This window comes from Chitinophaga filiformis (genome assembly GCF_023100805.1).
Taxonomy (GTDB): domain Bacteria; phylum Bacteroidota; class Bacteroidia; order Chitinophagales; family Chitinophagaceae; genus Chitinophaga; species Chitinophaga filiformis_B.
The window spans coordinates 7775042-7792035 of the sequence record NZ_CP095855.1 but is presented as its reverse complement, the minus strand read 5'-3'; the positions used below and the strand labels follow the sequence as shown (position 1 = coordinate 7792035).

Annotated in this window: 12 protein-coding genes; 3 read left to right on the top strand and 9 right to left on the bottom strand. The window is 46.9% G+C overall.

Going from position 1 to position 16994, the window contains the following annotated elements; translation table 11 throughout:
- Positions 1-239: 239 nt before the first annotated feature.
- Both MYF79_RS30435 and MYF79_RS30430 read right to left on the bottom strand, forming a co-directional pair.
- On the bottom strand, positions 240-1151 hold the full coding sequence (locus MYF79_RS30435; RefSeq protein WP_247809346.1) for an IS3 family transposase: 912 nt from the start codon (positions 1149-1151) through the stop codon (positions 240-242).
- A 23-nt stretch (positions 1152-1174) separates the two neighbouring features.
- Positions 1175-1591: a hypothetical protein gene (locus MYF79_RS30430; RefSeq protein WP_247809347.1), complete on the bottom strand. Its 417-nt coding sequence runs from the start codon at positions 1589-1591 to the stop codon at positions 1175-1177.
- A gap of 450 nt (positions 1592-2041) precedes the next feature.
- Here MYF79_RS30430 and MYF79_RS30425 point away from each other — a divergent pair, with 450 nt between their 5' ends.
- From MYF79_RS30425 to MYF79_RS30415, 3 genes are all read left to right on the top strand, one after another.
- Positions 2042-2404 (top strand): hypothetical protein, encoded by a 363-nt coding sequence (locus tag MYF79_RS30425; RefSeq protein WP_247811602.1) that lies wholly within the window; start codon positions 2042-2044, stop codon positions 2402-2404.
- A 211-nt stretch (positions 2405-2615) separates the two neighbouring features.
- Positions 2616-4898 carry a TonB-dependent receptor gene (locus MYF79_RS30420; protein ID WP_247811601.1) on the top strand — a complete coding sequence of 761 codons (2283 nt, stop codon included), beginning with the start codon at positions 2616-2618 and terminating at the stop codon, positions 4896-4898.
- A gap of 6 nt (positions 4899-4904) precedes the next feature.
- Entirely contained in the window at positions 4905-6113 is a 1209-nt protein-coding gene (locus MYF79_RS30415) for a sialidase family protein (RefSeq protein WP_247811600.1), read from the top strand.
- Between the two features lie 402 nt (positions 6114-6515).
- On the opposite strand, the gene MYF79_RS30410 is transcribed toward MYF79_RS30415, so the two are convergent.
- The 7 genes from MYF79_RS30410 to MYF79_RS30380 form a co-directional block, all read right to left on the bottom strand.
- Positions 6516-7271 carry an SDR family NAD(P)-dependent oxidoreductase gene (locus MYF79_RS30410; protein WP_247811599.1) on the bottom strand — a complete coding sequence of 252 codons (756 nt, stop codon included), beginning with the start codon at positions 7269-7271 and terminating at the stop codon, positions 6516-6518.
- A gap of 9 nt (positions 7272-7280) precedes the next feature.
- Positions 7281-9209 carry a PKD domain-containing protein gene (locus tag MYF79_RS30405; protein WP_247811598.1) on the bottom strand — a complete coding sequence of 643 codons (1929 nt, stop codon included), beginning with the start codon at positions 9207-9209 and terminating at the stop codon, positions 7281-7283.
- 156 nt (positions 9210-9365) lie between these two features.
- Positions 9366-12011: a gliding motility-associated C-terminal domain-containing protein gene (locus MYF79_RS30400; RefSeq protein WP_247811597.1), complete on the bottom strand. Its 2646-nt coding sequence runs from the start codon at positions 12009-12011 to the stop codon at positions 9366-9368.
- Between the two features lie 2 nt (positions 12012-12013).
- Positions 12014-12799 carry an alpha/beta fold hydrolase gene (locus MYF79_RS30395; protein WP_247811596.1) on the bottom strand — a complete coding sequence of 262 codons (786 nt, stop codon included), beginning with the start codon at positions 12797-12799 and terminating at the stop codon, positions 12014-12016.
- A gap of 17 nt (positions 12800-12816) precedes the next feature.
- Complete coding sequence (lnt, locus tag MYF79_RS30390) at positions 12817-14424, bottom strand: apolipoprotein N-acyltransferase (RefSeq protein ID WP_247811595.1); 1608 nt, start codon at positions 14422-14424, stop codon at positions 12817-12819.
- Positions 14425-14697: 273 nt separating this feature from the next.
- Positions 14698-16170, bottom strand: coding sequence for an IMP dehydrogenase (guaB, locus tag MYF79_RS30385; RefSeq protein ID WP_247811594.1), 1473 nt, complete (start codon positions 16168-16170; stop codon positions 14698-14700).
- A 94-nt stretch (positions 16171-16264) separates the two neighbouring features.
- Entirely contained in the window at positions 16265-16993 is a 729-nt protein-coding gene (locus MYF79_RS30380; protein ID WP_247811593.1) for a DUF3307 domain-containing protein, read from the bottom strand.
- Between the last annotated feature and the right edge of the window lies 1 nt (position 16994).

Below are 16994 nucleotides of genomic sequence, written 5' to 3'. Positions count from 1 at the left end.
CACCATTTTAGCCATGTTCACAGGACGCCAAAACGGGGAGATGGAATACTGGCATCATATAAAGAAAGTAGATGATATTTAAAGGACAACCCGGTCATTATCATTCCCGAGCGTTTTGACTGGTTTGATTGCCGCTTTGATTGTCTTATCCTGGTATAGGTTTACACTTTTGGTGAGATAATCCGTTTGAATTTTACAATATTAAAAGATAATCCTAAAAAGGTTGTTTTCTTTAGATTTTAGTCCTGGATCAGGTTGACAGTATCTGCTGTTAATCCTGATTTTGGACCATCTTTTTTCTTGGTTCGCCATCTCCTTACTAATTCCCCTTGTTTTGTATGTGCCTGATTCGGAGTCAGATAGTCGCAGCTTGTATGAGGCCTTTGTTCATTGTAGATGCGGATAGTCTCTGCTACTATAGCAGCCGCGGCTTCATAGTTTTTAAATAACCGGTCCAGGCCAAATTCTAACTTTAATATTCCATTTACTCGCTCAGCAATGGCATTTTCATACGGGTTGCCCTTCTCGGCCATACTAATGCCGACGTGACTATCATTAAGTAATTCTATGTAGTTTTTACTACAATATTGTGACCCTCTGTCAGAGTGGTGAATCAGGCTATATTTGATGGGATTCTTTATATCCGATAAAGCCATTTTTAAGGCCTCAATAGGCCCTTCGGCCTCCAGTGATGGATGTAAGCAATAACCGACGATTTTTCTTGAATAAGCATCAGTTATCAGGCTCAAATAACAGAACCGGGAGCCTACCAAAGGAAGGTAAGTAATATCACTAACCCACACCTGGTTAGCCTGACTAAGCTTCAGCTCTTTAATCAGATTAGGATATTTTTTGAAGGGATGATTAGAATCGGTAGTCCGTATTTTCTTACGTTTTCTTTTACGGACAAGCATTCCATTTTCAGCCAACAGATTGAAAAATCGATCCCTGCCTAATTTAATTTTATGATGTTGAAGAGTTTGTGAAAGCATTCTATGAAGTTTTCTGGCGCCCAGTCGCTTTTGTGAAGCTCTGATTTGCTCCGCTTTGTCAAGAACGATGGCCATTTCCAGGCCAAATTGATGATCGCTGTTTTTCCGCTTATAAAAAGCTTGTCTGCTTTTACCAAACAGTCCGCAAACATTACCCAAATCCTTGTCCGGATAATGTTCTTTTACTCTGCAGACGGCTTGGTACCAGGCTTTTTTTGGATCTCAATATTAAATTGTTCTTCAGCAACTTCGATCATTGTCTGAAAAGCAAATGCCTTTAAATTGGCATGTTCCAGCTTTTTACGGAGTTCTTCATTTTGCTTTCTTAAAGCATCAAACTCCTTTTTTTCCTGTTCTGTCATGGCCGTAGATATTATGGGTTTTTCCAAAGTCGTTTGCCTAAGTTCGGAAGAAAAAAGAGAGTACCAATAAGCTATTTGTGGTTTAGTGATCTTATAACGAGCTGCGACCTGGCTCATGCTTTGGTCTCCGGCCATGTAATCGGCTACGACTTTGTTCATGAACGACTGCTCATATTGGAACTGTGGTCCCAGGCGTCCCTTGCGTCCACCTTTGTTCTGATTGTTTGAATTTTGCATGTTTTACACTTTTTAAGGTGTAAACCTATTTCAGGACCTGACAGATACCGCTTATATACCGCTAATGCTACGTTAATCTTACGTTCATGAACGTAAGATTAACGTAGCATTAGCGGTATATAAGCGGTATCAAAGCGGTATCAGGACGGCAAAAAAGTAACATTTTTCAGGATTGGCTTTACAGGTAATTTTGATTTCAGGTTTCGCTTTACATATATGCAAGTATATTAATGCGCTCCTTGTGCTGAAATTTTGCAGTTTACCAGGCCAGGGCACGAAGCATCATCCACGGCATCAAAACGGTATTCGTGCATAGCTCAAATAGCAATATCCGGCTCAGGCGACCATCGGTAATAATCCGGGAGCTTGGTTTTATTGCTTACCAGGATCTCCCCGCAACATGACATAAATCATTTGAAATTGGACAAGTCTTGACCTATTTTTGCATCAATGAGATATATATTCGTCATATCCGTATTCCTGGGACTGCTGTTGCAAAACTTCAGCCAGGCTGTGATTATGGTGAAGTATAAGATCGATCAGGCATATATAGCCCGTGTATTGTGCGAAAACAGGGACAAACCTGACATGCACTGTAACGGTAAATGTTACCTCAGAAAAAAGCTGCAACAGGATGAACAGCAGCAGCAAAATGGTACCACAGGCAAAGAAAAGTATGAAGTATCTTTTATAGATGCTCCGCAGGAGTTTGACTTCGCGCCGCTTGCACCTTCCTCAAAGCTCATCGTTTATTATCAGGATCCTGAACTGCATACTCCTTTATTCTCTTTCTTTCACCCGCCCCAGGCTTAAGTACAGCCAACAATATAATTACAGCACATTTATTGTGATGCATTCATATGAGCGAAGACGCAGCTTATTGTTGTGATCAGTCTCATTGATCTTCATTCCATCTATTTACTTATTGACCACTATTGTCCGTGATGGCAATTGTACCGGCAGCGATATTACACCGCCTGTCATGCAGTTGTACGCCCTGGTGTGGCCTTGAACTATCGAACCAATGAAATATTTATTACTGATAATAACAGGAGTATTGTTTTTTGTACAGTCACGTGCGCAGATGCAGGGCCGCGTGATTGACGCGCAGACAGGAGAAGTATTGCCTGGTGTAAGCGTGCAGCTGTTACACACAGACAAAGGTTGTCAGACAGACGCAGCCGGCCGTTTTGTGATGCATGGCAATAAAGCAGAAGATTCCATCAAAGTGTCTTTTGTGGGCTATAAGTCACAAAAGCTGGCAGTTAAGACACAGGAAGCCTTCATTGTTTCGCTGATGCCAGACATCGCCAGCCTGAATGAAATAATAGTGACTACCAGCAGGGACAAACAATCCCGTACAGATGCACCCGTAGCCATCAGCACCATTTCAACACAGGAGATGAGGGATACCAAAGCAACTTCCCTCGAGCAATTGCTGAACAAGGTCAGTGGTGTGTATATGGTCGACCTGGGAAATGAACAGCATACTATGGCTATCAGGCAACCCATCGGTTATAAGAGCCTTTTTCTGTACCTGGAAGATGGTATACCTATTCGTACCATTGGCGACTTTAATCACAATGCACTGATCGAGATCAATATGGCGGCATTGCGCAATATTGAAGTAGTGAGAGGCCCTGCCTCTTCCTTATATGGCAGTGAAGCGGTGGGTGGTGCAGTGAATTTTATCACTGCAGGGCCATCACTGAAACCCACTGCCAGGATACAGGCAGAGATCAGCGACAGGGGATATAAACGCACTGATTTCAGCGCATCCAGCACATTCAATAAAGTGGGTATCACCTTCGGCGGCTATTATGCAGATCAGCGCAATGGTTATATGGACCACAGCGATTTTCATAAACTGGCTTTTACATTCCGGGTAGATTACCAGCTCAATGAACGGACGAAATGGATCAATGCTGCTACATTGACCGACTATTATACCGACCAGGTAGGAGGATTGGACAGCGCTCATTTCTATGGCAAAGATTACCGCAATTTCCAGACCTTCTCTTATCGTAAGGTAAATGCATTCCGCTACAGAAGCACATTGGAACATAGCTGGAGCTCAACAGACAGGACTACGGTAACTGCATTCTTCCGTAACAACAGCATAGGACAGAATCCATTTTATGCTATTAAGAACAACATGCAGAATCCGCTGAAAGCTACCGGCGAGATCAATGACGACAGCTTTAACAGTTATGGATTGATCATACAACATAAGAAGCAATTTCCCTGGCAGCATGCATCTTTAATTGCAGGCGTAAGCGCAGACTATAGTCCTGCAGCGTATTACTCAGAATTTATAGATATTACCCGCGATGCTGCAGGTTATTATACAGGTTATACTAAAAGAGATTCTTTACTGACAGATTACAACGTAGGCCTGCTGAATACGGCCGCCTATGCGCAGTTCGATATGGAATTATTGCGTGGGGTAAAACTGGTAGCTGCGCTCCGTTACGACAGGATGGACTATGATTTTGATAACCACCTTACGCCTTCTGCATTCACAGGCGCTCCCGATGAACGGAACAACTTTAATGCACTGACACCAAAAGTAGGCCTGACATACGATTTTGGAAAGAACCGTGGCATGTATGCCAACTACAGCGTAGGTTTTGCACCGCCTAATATCTCTGAATTGTACAGAGGGGTGAAAGTACCCGTGCTGGAACCTGCTACATATCGCAATTATGAAGCAGGCGGCTGGTTTGGTTTTGCGAATGATAAGGGCTATGTGGATGTAGGTGTATACAATATGCAGGGTACAAATGAGATCATCAGTGTGAAACTCGATGATGGTTCTTATGAGAACCGTAACACTGGTCGTACCACACACAGAGGCATAGAATGGAATGTGCGTTATACGCCCATCCGTTCATTATGGATCCGTTGCAGCGGTCAATATGCAGAACACTTTTTCAACGATTATGTGGAAAAAGGTGTAAGCTATGATCATAACCAGATGAGTGGTGCACCAAAAGTCATCACCAATACGGAGATCACCTGGAAACCTGCTTTCCTGCGTGGCTTCCGCCTGGGAGGAGAGTGGCAACATGTAAGCCGTTACTATATGGATCCGCAGAATACACGCTACTACGGCGGTTATGACCTGCTGAACTTCCGTACAGGTTACAACTGGAAGCAATTCGAATGCTGGCTGAACTGTCGTAATGCGGCAGATGTGATATATGCTACAACAGCGGAGAAAACGGCTTACAGTACTACTTACAGACCAGGCCCGAAGCGTACATTCAACATAGGTGTTGCTTATACATTTAATGGTAAAAACTAATTTTCGATGGCGATCAGACAATGGATGATATTACTGGCAGTTTGCACAGTAGCATGTAACAGCAGGAAGGAAAAAATGCAGGTGCTGTCTCAGCCGGCGCAGGACGCTTCCTGTCCGTACCTGACCACTACTACAGATGGTAAAACGGTGATCAGCTGGGTGGAAGCAGCTCCGGGCGCTGATACAGGTACCTTGTATTATGCGGTATCTGCTGATAAAGGCAATACATTTTCCATACCGCAACGGGTGCCTACCGCCAATGGCATATTGCCGCATGCAGAGAACATGCCTAAGATGGTATTCAAACCCGATGGAGAGATCATTGCTATCTATGGTGTAGAGCAGAATGATGCCCGTAACAAATATGCAGGAAGGGTATTTTATACACGGTCCCTGAACGGAGGAAAAAGCTGGTTGCCTGCCCAGGCCCTGGTAACAGATACAGGTAGTTATGATCAGCGGTATTTTGATATCGCGCTGTTGCCTGATGGCGAAGCAGCCGCTATCTGGCTGGACAACAGGAAGGACATAGATGCGGAAGGCTCTTCCCTTTATTTTGCCGTTACAGCCGGCCATGACGGTTTTAAACAGGAAAAGGCATTAGCGGAAACTGTTTGCCAATGTTGCAGAACAGATCTCTATACAGACGGAGACGGCGGTATTCATATCGCTTTCAGAGATATTATCAATGACTCGATCCGCGATATGGTGCATATGGTATCCACTGACAGAGGCGCCTCTTTCTCGACAATGAACAGGATCAGTGCAGATAACTGGGTGGTGAGAGGTTGCCCGCATACCGGCCCGGCCATGGTGAAGAACAAAGACGGTATGCATTTTACCTGGTTTACGATGGGTGGAGGAGAAGGCGTTTATTATTGCCAGTCGGCAGATAACGGTCAGACCTATACCCATAAGCAGAAAGTGAGTTCGCTGCCATTGGCAAAACATCCGCAGATCACGGCGCTGGCTGATGATAAGATCATGCTGGTATGGGATGAGCCGGTAAAGGTGAAAAATACGTTTAACAGCCGCGTAGGTTTTCAGCTGAGGGATAGAGCAGGGAAAGTACTGGATACAGGCCTGCTGACGCCCGATTCTGTTTATGCGTGCTATCCGGTGATAAAGGGATTGGATGATCATACTGTGCTGGTGGCGTATACGCAGCGGGAAGGAGCGTTACAGCAGGTACGATGTAAGCTGTTGCATGAATAAGGATGGTATAAAAAAATCCCGCCGGCTTACACCGGCGGGATTAGATTCATTTCTCAGTAACTAAAAGCTCCGGCCCAATCCTGGCGAGTTGCCCAGCGACCGTAGTTATTCCTTTTAGATCTGTCGGAGTAGAAGCGCCATTCTGCTTTCCACCTGGGATAGTAAAGGCGCAACAAATACAGTGTTGCAAATGTAAGCATAGGGATATGGTTTTTTAGGATAGATAGTCGGCATTGTCAAAACGTTAAATAGTTAGTTAGGTTCTCACCTCCGCGTGGAGGTATAAAGCAGCACTCCTCAATTACTTACATCACACATAGCCCCTCATATACGTTAATTGTTTCAAATATAAATACAAAACATTGTATTCGAAATAACATCTAAGTGTTATATGAGTTTTTTTTATTCTTTATCAAAGTAATAAGCGTTGGCCTGTTGTACACAGGTCATCACCAGATCGTTGATGCATACATGTGGGGGCAGGGTAGCGCAATAGTAAATAGTATCTGCTACATCCTCACCTGTGAGTGGCTGGAAGCCTTTATAGATGCTGTCGGCCTTTTCCTTATCGCCTTTAAAACGTACTTCTGAAAACTCGGTAGCTGCTGCTCCGGGATGTACCGCCGTCACCTTGATACGGTAGGGAAGCAGGTCTATACGCATACCCTGAGAGATGGAATCCACCGCGGCTTTGGTAGCACAGTATACATGTCCTTTTGCATAAACCTGTTTGGCGGCAGTAGAGCCCAGGTTAATGATATGTCCTTTTCCCTGTTCCTTGAGCCAGGGTATCACCACCCTGGACACATAAAGCAGGCCTTTTACGTTGGTATCGATCATGGTGTCCCAGTCAGACACGTCGCCGTCTTCGATGCTACTCATGCCGAGCGCCAGTCCGGCGTTATTGACAAGGATGCTGACAGCCTTCCATTTATCGGGTATATTGCCCAATATGGTATTGACAGCCTGCTGATCTCTTACATCAAAACAAAGAGGGAGTACGGCAATCTTATGTTCCTGCTGCAACTGTTCCTGTAATGTTGTTAGTCTTTCCTGTCTTCTTCCGGTGATAATTAGATCATATCCATTCGCTGCGAACTTCTTTGCGCATGCTTCACCGAAGCCAGAGGTAGCTCCGGTAATTAAAACTATTGCCATAACCCGATTTTATTTCACCAAAGTTACAGTGCCTTTCTTTAAAATGCTTTTACCGGTTAAATCTTTTCCGGCCAGTATCCAGATGTAGGTGTCTACCGGCGCAGGCGTGCCTTTGATGGTGCCGTCCCATCCGCTGCGGAAGTCGGTGGAAGAAAATACTTCCTGCCCCCAGCGATTGAAAATGCGGAAGTATTCATATTCGGTGATCCCTACCGGGATGAAGCGGAAACGGTCATTTTGCCCATCGCCATTGGGACTGAAGGCGGTAGGGACGTATACCTCCGGACCAGCGTAATACTTCACGCTGATAGAATCGTGGCCGGAGCATCCCTGGGAATTGGACACCTTCAGGAGGTAGGTGATATCCTGGTTGCCGCTGGCAACAGGGTCCGGAATGTTGATGTTGTTCAAACCGGTGGCTGGCGACCAGGCATAGAAATCCCCTCCGCTGGCATTCAGTTGCAGGGACTGGCCTTTGGCCAGAATGGTATCATTCCCGGCAAAAGGATTCACTTCATAAACGATCACTTCCTTCGACACCGTGGCACTGCACGATCGGTCAGTAAGCAGGGAGAGTGTGACCGTATACGTGCCACCCTTCTGGTAAACATAATTGAGCTGGGTGCTGACAGCGCTGGTAGGTTGCGCGGCGTCGGGTATACCAATGTCCCAGCGTCTGCTGGTAATTTTGCCATAGGTATAGGAAGAAATATCGTTAAAGCGGATCGGTTCTCCCCGACAGAGACCTTCCACGCTGAAATCCGCTTTTAAGCCCGGATAATTGTGTACGAAGCCCGTTACACTGTCGGTGCAGGAGAGCCCGCGGTTTACGACCAGTTTGAGCTTGTAAATGCCGGTATCAGGGTACAGGTGATCGAAGACGGTCTTGTCGAAGGTGGTAGTGTCTGTACCATCACCAAAATCCCAGTAATAGCTGGAGGTAAAACCTGCATTGCTGTAATTGGGAATGGTGACTTTCAGTTCAGGACTGGCTATACAGTTCATCAGTACAGAAGGGAAGCCGGCCTGTATATTGGTTTTGCAATTGAAGACCGTCAGCAGCAGATCTTTCTGGTGTGTGCCCAGCAGCATCTTGGTGCGCCTGTCATATTCATTTACACAAACGGAGATAACGAACTTGCCTTCACGGTTAGGCGTACCTCGCAGTATACCCTTATTGTCTATGGAGATCTGTGGAGAGCCGCCCATGGGATTAGTGCCTGAATATGGCGTGACATAATTGACGATGGAATTGTAGGGCGGCGGATTGGCGGCTACGCCTTCACTGCGTGTAGAACCGCCCGTAAGGGCATTACAGAGAGTGTAGGTAAGGCTATCGCCGTCAGGATCGAAGGCGGAATAGTCAAAGGTAAAAGGCAGGCTGTTACAAATGACGATCGCACCATCGTGTTTAAAATATACGCTGCTGTTGGTAGGCCGTTTTTCCGATCCCGGGATGACGGTATAAAAAGTAGACCCTTCATGTTCTGAGTCGTAAATATTGGTCAGTTTTTCTCCACGGCAGCAGCGCTGATAGGTAATGTAATACCCGCCGTAGCTGGCTGGCAGTTCTACAGTATCGCGGTAGTAGGCTACCTCCAGGTTCTGTGTACGGGGGGCCAGGCAGGGATTTTTAAGCGTATCGCGCAGCGCCTTTGTTTCCCGGATGTAGAGTTGCCGGGCGCTTGTAACACGGATACCGCTGGCGTTGTAAATGTTGACAGGAACGGGATTCTCAAAATGATCGAGACATCCCTGAATGGGACCACACGTGAAATCGGCATCCCGGTATAACTTGAGGACGATCTCATACCTGTAAATGCCATCTCCGGCTACCCCCAGGTATGCATAGTAAATTTCGCCGCCAATTATATGGTAAGCATCTGCTCTAACGTGGACAAAGGTGCAGCAAATAGCCAGAATGAGAAACCTGTACATCAAAAGGGGCGCATAACGTAAAAATGACTTTCGTATAGGAATTTACAAAAAAATCCACCGTTAATAAAATCATTTTTTCCAGTGTACACGCGGTTTTGGAAGTACCTGTACAGTAGTTCATTACAGTTGATAGTATGTCATTAAATGAAGTATTTTCTATCTGACGAGTGTTACTGTTCCTTTTCTTGTTACGGTTTCATTGTTTATATTTTTTCCCTGCACTACCCAAACGTAGGTGCCTACTGCTGCCGGCGATCCTTTAAAGTAACCGTTCCATCCCTGCAAATACTGTGTGGTACTGTACATCAGCTTTCCCCAACGGTCATATACGCGGAAGAAGTCCAGCTGTACAATGCCTACAGGCAGCGGACGGAAAATGTCGTTCTGCCCGTCGCCGTTAGGGGAGAATCCTGTAGGGACATAGATATCGGGACCGGCTATAAAACGAACCTTGATATCGTCCCTGCCGGAGCAGCCTTGTTCCGTGTAGACGGTGACGGTATAGGTAATATCGTGGTTGATGGTGGTAACCGGGTTATTGATATTCGGATTATCCAATCCATCTACCGGGGTCCATATATAAGTGGTACCGCCGGAAGCATTCAGCTGGAAAGGATGGTTCAGCATCGCAATGGTATCGTTGCCGGCAAACGCTGGTACCGGAGGCACCACATTGACCAGTACGGTGTCGGAAACAGCTTTCGGACAGCCCAGTACATCCCTCACGGTAACGATATACGCAGTGGAATCTGTTGGACGGGCAATAGTAGTGGCGCTTTGCGGAGCGCTCAGTGTTGCTGTTGGCGTCCATTGATAATAGGCGCCTCCCGATGCCCGCAATGTTAACTGCTCTCCATAACAGATGGTGGTATCTTCACCGGCATAAGCCACCGGCGGATCTACTACGCGCAGCGTTATATTATCCTCACCAAAGCAGTCGCCCAGGTCACCCCGCACCCTGTAAGTGGCGGAAGGGGGAGGTGGAACAATGTTCAGGGTAAGGCCGGTATCTACCACCGTATTGTTGACGTCATACCAGGTGAGTGGATAATTGCCGTCCGGGAAGGCCGGGATATTCACTTCATCGCCTGTACATACCACACTATCGGCCATCGTTCTCACAACCAGTTTGTCCCTCACGTCAACGGCAACCCGCTTACTATTGGTACAGCCGGTAGCGTCTGTGAAAGTGACGGTATAGGCGGTATCCAGTCTTGGAAATATAGTCGGATTGGCGGTATTGGCATTATTGATATTATATGAAGGAGCCCATGTATATGTTCCGGTTACCACATTGCCGTCCACCATGCTTTCCGCGTGCAGCTGGATGGAGTTCAGGATGCACAGTAGTGTATCTGGTGTGGCGGCCAGCGGTGGTTTGTCATATACAATAAGGTCTGAAGTATCGAAACGTTCACATCCCCGTTCTGTTTTCAGGTGCAGTACCACCTGGTAATTGCCGGGCCCCGGGTATTGAAAGCGCGGGCTTTTTTCCAGCGAAGTATCGGCATCGGAAGTTGTTACGCCAAAGTCCCAACGGTAATAGTTGATATTATCATTAACGCCGGAAGTGGTGGAATTGTTGGTGAAAGTGGTGATCGTATTGCTGCAAAGCCCACTGAAGTTCACATTTGGCCGCAGCAAAGGATACACATAGGCAGTGGCGGTTGCGCTGTCTCCACAATTACTGTATCTGTCCACCCACAGTTTAACATTGTAAGTGCCTTGCCTGGTGTAAGTATGCTGTATAGGGTCGGTACTGTTGGTATGCATCGTGTCGCCATCTCCGAAGTCCCATTCATAGGGTTTGCCTTCTGTACTGTTATTGAGGAAGGTAACGGTGTAGCCCGAGCAATCGTTATACTTATCCGGCATGGCGGCAACGACCAATTTCACGCAGGTCGTCACCCTCAGGTGGAAGTCTTTTCGATGAATGCCCAATAGCTGGCCATTCCTGTATTCGTAGGCACAGACGGTCAGTACATATTTTCCCGGGTCGGGCGCAATCCCGGAAATAATGCCGGTTTTCGGATCTATGGTAGCTCCGGCTCCCAGCGGACTGCTGCCGGAGTAAGGGCTTTTATAAGGCACCGTTCCGTAAGGGGGAGCAATAGCTGCAGGTGGTATTCCTCCCTGTGGGGTGGTTTGTCCGCCACCATAAGCATCACAGAAGGAATATACGATCTCATCGCCGTCGATATCGGTTGCAGAAAAGTCGTAAGTGAATTTCTTATTGGCACATACCAGTACTGCCTCATCTTTCGTAAAAAAGGGGCTTGAGTTGGTTAGCTGACCGTTTTCACCGGGTAGCTCCGTGAAATAGGTGGCGCCGTTTCCTGGTCTGCTTTGTTCATTGTTCGGATCTCTGGTGTCAATAAGATTATCGATGGTATTGTCACGGCAGCAACTCTGGAAGGAAACGGTATATCCCATAGGGCTGACAGGAACAGTGATGTTCTGCACATATGTACCTATCTGGAAACAGATATCAGGAGGATTGACGATGCAGGGATCCACCTGTGCCAGATGTTTTACTTCTTTATTGGCGCGCGGTACCTGTACCGGGGCACCATACGATGCATTGTCTACTTTGCTGAAAATAGCGAAGTAAACAGCCTCCGGTAATTCTGCTATATTCCCCCCGCTTTCACAGATACGGAATAGCTTCAATGTTACCTGGTAGGTCAACATGTCTCCGTTGCGGCTGATATATTTATAGGACATTTCTCCTCCGATGATATGGGAGGCGCGTGTCGCGTATCCAAGGGAAAGAATAATTAGCAGTATAAGGGTTCTTTTCACGTTCAATATTGTTGGCAAAAAAGAATAAACTGTTCCAATAGTTGTGTGCTGGCTTCCGGTACTTCCCACATTCCCATATGTCCTGTGTCTTCAAATATGTATATGCTGCTGATGCGCGGCAGGGATACCTGTGGCAGCACATTTTGCATGGGTACGGCGTTGTCATCTTTGCCTATTACAAATAAAACAGGTACGGAGACAGATGACAGCACTGCAGTGCGGTCAGGGCGTTGCATCATTGCTTCATAATAAGCTACCTGGGATGACTGCGGGCATTGCAAACACATCTGAATATACGACTCTATTTGTTCAGGATGTTGCTTTTTAAAGGCGGGGCTGAACATATTAGGCATTGTTTGTTTTACAAAAGCCTCGTTCCCATACTTCTCAATCATATTGATGGATTTCCGCCGGGCTTCTTTTTTTTCTTCGTTGTCTGGTGCGGCGGTAGAATGGAATAAGCCCAGTCCCTGTACGAGGGAGGGATATTTTTCCGCCAGCGCCAGGGCTACGTAGCCCCCCATGGAATGACCTATCACTATTGCTCTGGAGATGCCTTCCGCTGTTAAAAGATCCTTCACATATTCAGCCATATTTTCCATGCTGAGTGTGCCTGTTGCCGGCGTATTGCCCGTACCGGGAAGGTCAGGCGCTATTACATAGAATTGTTCGCTCAAGGCTGACAGCTGTTGCTGCCATATCTGGTTGTTTTCAGAAAAACCATGTATCAGCAGCACTGCCGGTTTGTTCTTTAGATCAGTATTTTGGGTAGAAGGTTTAGTGGACACTTGAAATAATTTTTGAATCAGGAATTGGGTGCTGAAAATCTGAACTTCAGATAGAAACTATACAATATCATTATTATACAGAAAACAACGGCCGCCTTGGATATAAGATCCCCAAACCTCACATAGAACGTAAATGTATCGGCTGGTGTTACATTTCCTACAATAACTCCTTCTTTCCAGTATGGTAATGGCTGCTGCACCCTGCCCAGGGGGTCAATGATGCAGGATATGCCGGTATTGGCGCTGCGGGCTACCCAGCGCCGGGTTTCAATGGCCCTGAGGCGGGCATATTGTGCATGCTGGCGATGCCCTTCTGTATTGCCCCACCAGCCATCATTGGTAAGCACAAACAGCAGGTTGGCGCCTCTTCTTACATTTTCTGCTACAAACTCGCCGTAAACGGATTCATAACAGATAGCAGGCAATACTTTAATGTGTGTACGGTTGTTTTCCAGCAGCTCAACTCCCGGCGTCAGGCCGTATCCTCCGGTGATGCCTCCCAGGTCCAGCGCCAGTTGCTTCATGAAGGAGAGATAGCGTACATAAGGTATTATCTCCACACCGGGCACCAGTCTGGATTTATGATATATCTGTACGGCGTAGGAGGTATCCAGCTGGATAGCTGAATTGAACGCGTCGTATCTGAGCGTACCGTCTTCTGTGCTGCGGGCCATTTTAGGCGCTTCGTCCATTACATCGTAGCGTTTCAGGGTTGTGGCGCCACTCACCAGCGTAGCCTGGGGGTAGCGTCTCAGGAACTGCCTGATCTGCTCCGTTCCGCTTTCATAAGACAGCTTGTGTTCCCACACGCCATGTGTAAATAACGCAGTTTCCGGCCATATAATATATGTAGTGGTATTATCGGTTTTCTGAGCGGATAAAGCCAGCAGTTTGTCCAGTTGCAGCTGCTCATTTTCCTCGGCAAATTTGTCGTAGGGGTCAATATTCGGCTGCACGATCACGACTCTGGCGGCGGGGCCTTCAGGCGCTTTGAAAGTATATTGTACCAGCGAGCTGAGTAGAAAAGGGATCACAATGGCGGCTGCGGGCTGCCAGCCTGTTTTCCACAGAAAAGTACCCAGTGGCACAGTGTAACGCTTGCGCTGCAGCCAGGTATGATAGATAAGGATATTACAAAGCAGAATCCAGAGGGTACCGCCGCTTACGCCGGTGTACTCATACCATTGGATCCAGGAAGGGTGCATGGCAAAGGCATTGCCCAGGCTAAGCCAGGGCCAGCTGAATTCCCAGTTGAGGTGGATGTATTCGAACGTTAACCAATATACTATCAGGGCAAAATAGCCGGCTGTTTGTCCTACCCGCGCTCGCGTACGGTGATATCCCAGCAGGGGGATGCTCATCAGCAGTGTATTGATCAGGTTTGCAGCCACACCGCTGAGTGGTACGGTAGTATTGCCTACCCACCAGGTAGTGGCCACATTCCAAAGGAATAATGTCAGGAAGATACAGCCAAAGTATTTACCCCGGTGAGGCACCAGATCTGTCAACCGCAACAGGGGAATAAAGGCGATGAATATCAGCAAGGTAAGGGGAGAGGTTGGCCATGCGGCCCATAACAGCAATGCACCGGCAAGGCTTAGTAGTATGGGTAACCAGCGGTTCATAGTTAATTGATTTTATAAACAGCTATCAACGGTATGCTGATAACTGTAATATGATTTGTCTGTCCGCCGGTTGGTAGGCCGGGGAAAGAGCGAATATAAAAGTAGTATGGGAAATAAATTATTAAATAATAATAAAAAGCCTCCTGACGATGTTGCAGGAGGCTTTTTATTATTATGTGAGCAGTGATGACCAGCGCATCAGTTATTGTTCAACTGCATGTTATGTATCATCAGCTACTTCGGTCAGTTTTGTCAGCTGATCTGTAGCAAAGATTATCTGCTGTAGTTCGGTGCTTCTTTAGTGATCACTACGTCGTGCGGGTGATTTTCCTTCACGGTAGCAGGAGAGATCTTGATGAACTGTGCCGCCTGCAGCGCTTTTACATCTTTGGAACCGGTGAGGCCCATACCTGCACGCAGACCGCCAACGAATTGCTGGATCACTTCAGACAGCATACCCTTGTAAGGTACACGGCCTACGATACCTTCCGGTACCAGTTTCTTGATATCGTCTTCTTCCTGGAAATAGCGGTCCTTGCTACCTTCTACCATTGCTTCCAGTGAGCCCATTCCACGATAGGATTTGAATTTACGACCTTCATAGATGATGGTTTCTCCGGGGCTTTCTTCCACACCTGCAAAGATAGAACCGGCCATGATGCTGGATGCACCTGCAGCGAGGGCCTTTACCATATCGCCGGTGTAACGGATACCACCATCAGCGATCACCGGTACGCCTGTTTTCTTCAGTGCATCGGCGGCCAGCATTACGGCGGAGAGCTGAGGGAAACCAGCGCCTGTTACTACGCGGGTAGTACAGATGGAACCCGGTCCAACACCTACCTTTACTGCATCAGCACCTGCATTGGCCAGTGCCAGTGCGCCTTCGCCGGTAGCTACGTTACCAGCTATCACTTCCAGTTTAGGGAATGCTTTCTTGAGTTTCTTAAGACTGTTTATAACAGCGATGGAATGACCATGTGAGCTGTCGAGGCAAACTACATCCACACCTACATTGATCAGTGCCTGGGCCCTGTCAAGTACATCGGGTGTGATGCCGAGTGCAGCGCCAACCAGCAAACGGCCATAGGCATCTTTTACAGCATTTGGATAGCTGGATACCTGGAGAATGTCCCTGTAAGTGATCAGGCCTACCAGTTTACCGTTTTTGGCAACTACGGGCAGTTTCTCTATCTTATTCTGCTGGAGGATCTTTTCTGCTTTTTTCAGATCAGTTCCTTCAGGAGCGGTGATCAGGTTCTCGGAGGTCATCACTTCACTTACCAGGCGTTTCTGATTCCTTTCAAAACGCAGGTCACGATTGGTGAGGATACCCACCAGTTTGTTGGCGTCGTCTATAATAGGAATACCGCCGATGCTGTTTTCTTTCATCAGGCGGAGCGCTTCTCCGATAGTAGCATTAGCATGCAGGGTAACCGGGTCGAGTATCAGGCCGTTTTCACTGCGCTTTACTTTTCTCACCAGTTCTGCCTGTTTTTCAATGCTCATGTTTTTATGCAGAATACCAATGCCTCCCTGACGAGCCAGTGAAATGGCCAGGTTAGCTTCAGTAACAGTATCCATGGCAGCAGACACCATTGGTATGTTAAGGCGTATGTTTTTGGTAAGTTGCGTTGAGATATTTACGTCTCTGGGTAGTACCTCAGAGTAGGCGGGAACCAGAAGTACGTCGTCAAAAGTAAGTCCGTCCTCTACAAATTTCGGTTTTGATTTTCCGGCAGGCATGTTGCAACTATTTGTCAGTTATTAAATAATTGCACGCAAATGTACACCTATTTGGTCAAATAGAAAAATGTAGATGAATCAGGGGATGTGAAGTTTACTTTAACACTGACAATAAGTAGCTGCTCAGCAGCCCGGTCATGATGGCAAGGAAGAAGCTCAGGAATGTGCCTATCACCACATATTCAGTCAGTTTGGTCTCTTTGGGTTCTTTCAGGTCGCCAAATCTGAAGACGGATTTCGCGGCCAGCAGGAAGCCTACGCCTTCCCATTTGCCCATCAGTATAAAAGTAAGTATCATCAGCCGTTCCAGGAACCCGATCCATTCACCGGCATCTTTTAATGATTCTATTGCTGATATAGGCTGACCGGGATCGCTGTTGGGCGTCCAGCGGGAGATGGTGTTTTTGGTAATAATAGAAGCGGGTTTCAGTACGAACAGGGAGGCGATACATATAATAAGACCTTTGACAGTAATGAGGTCTGCATAGCGCCATGTTATTTTTTCATGAAATGCCCAGACCATACCTATAACCGCCAGGTGAGCCAGCTGATCTCCGAAGAACCATGCCCGCTGATAGGCAGCTTGCTGGAATTGCAGTTTTACACCATCGATCAGCAGGTGGGAAAGCATGATCAGGAAGGCGATCTTCCAGTTATCGATATTCCAGGTTACCAGTAATATGAGCCAGAAATGAATGAGGACATGTATATATAGGTATGGGGAACGCCATTTCAGCGATTCCTTGTCACCGACCCATTTGTTATTCTGCAGGAAGAAATCGCCCAGGATATGCGCTAAGAATAATTGCAGAAAGAGTATCATA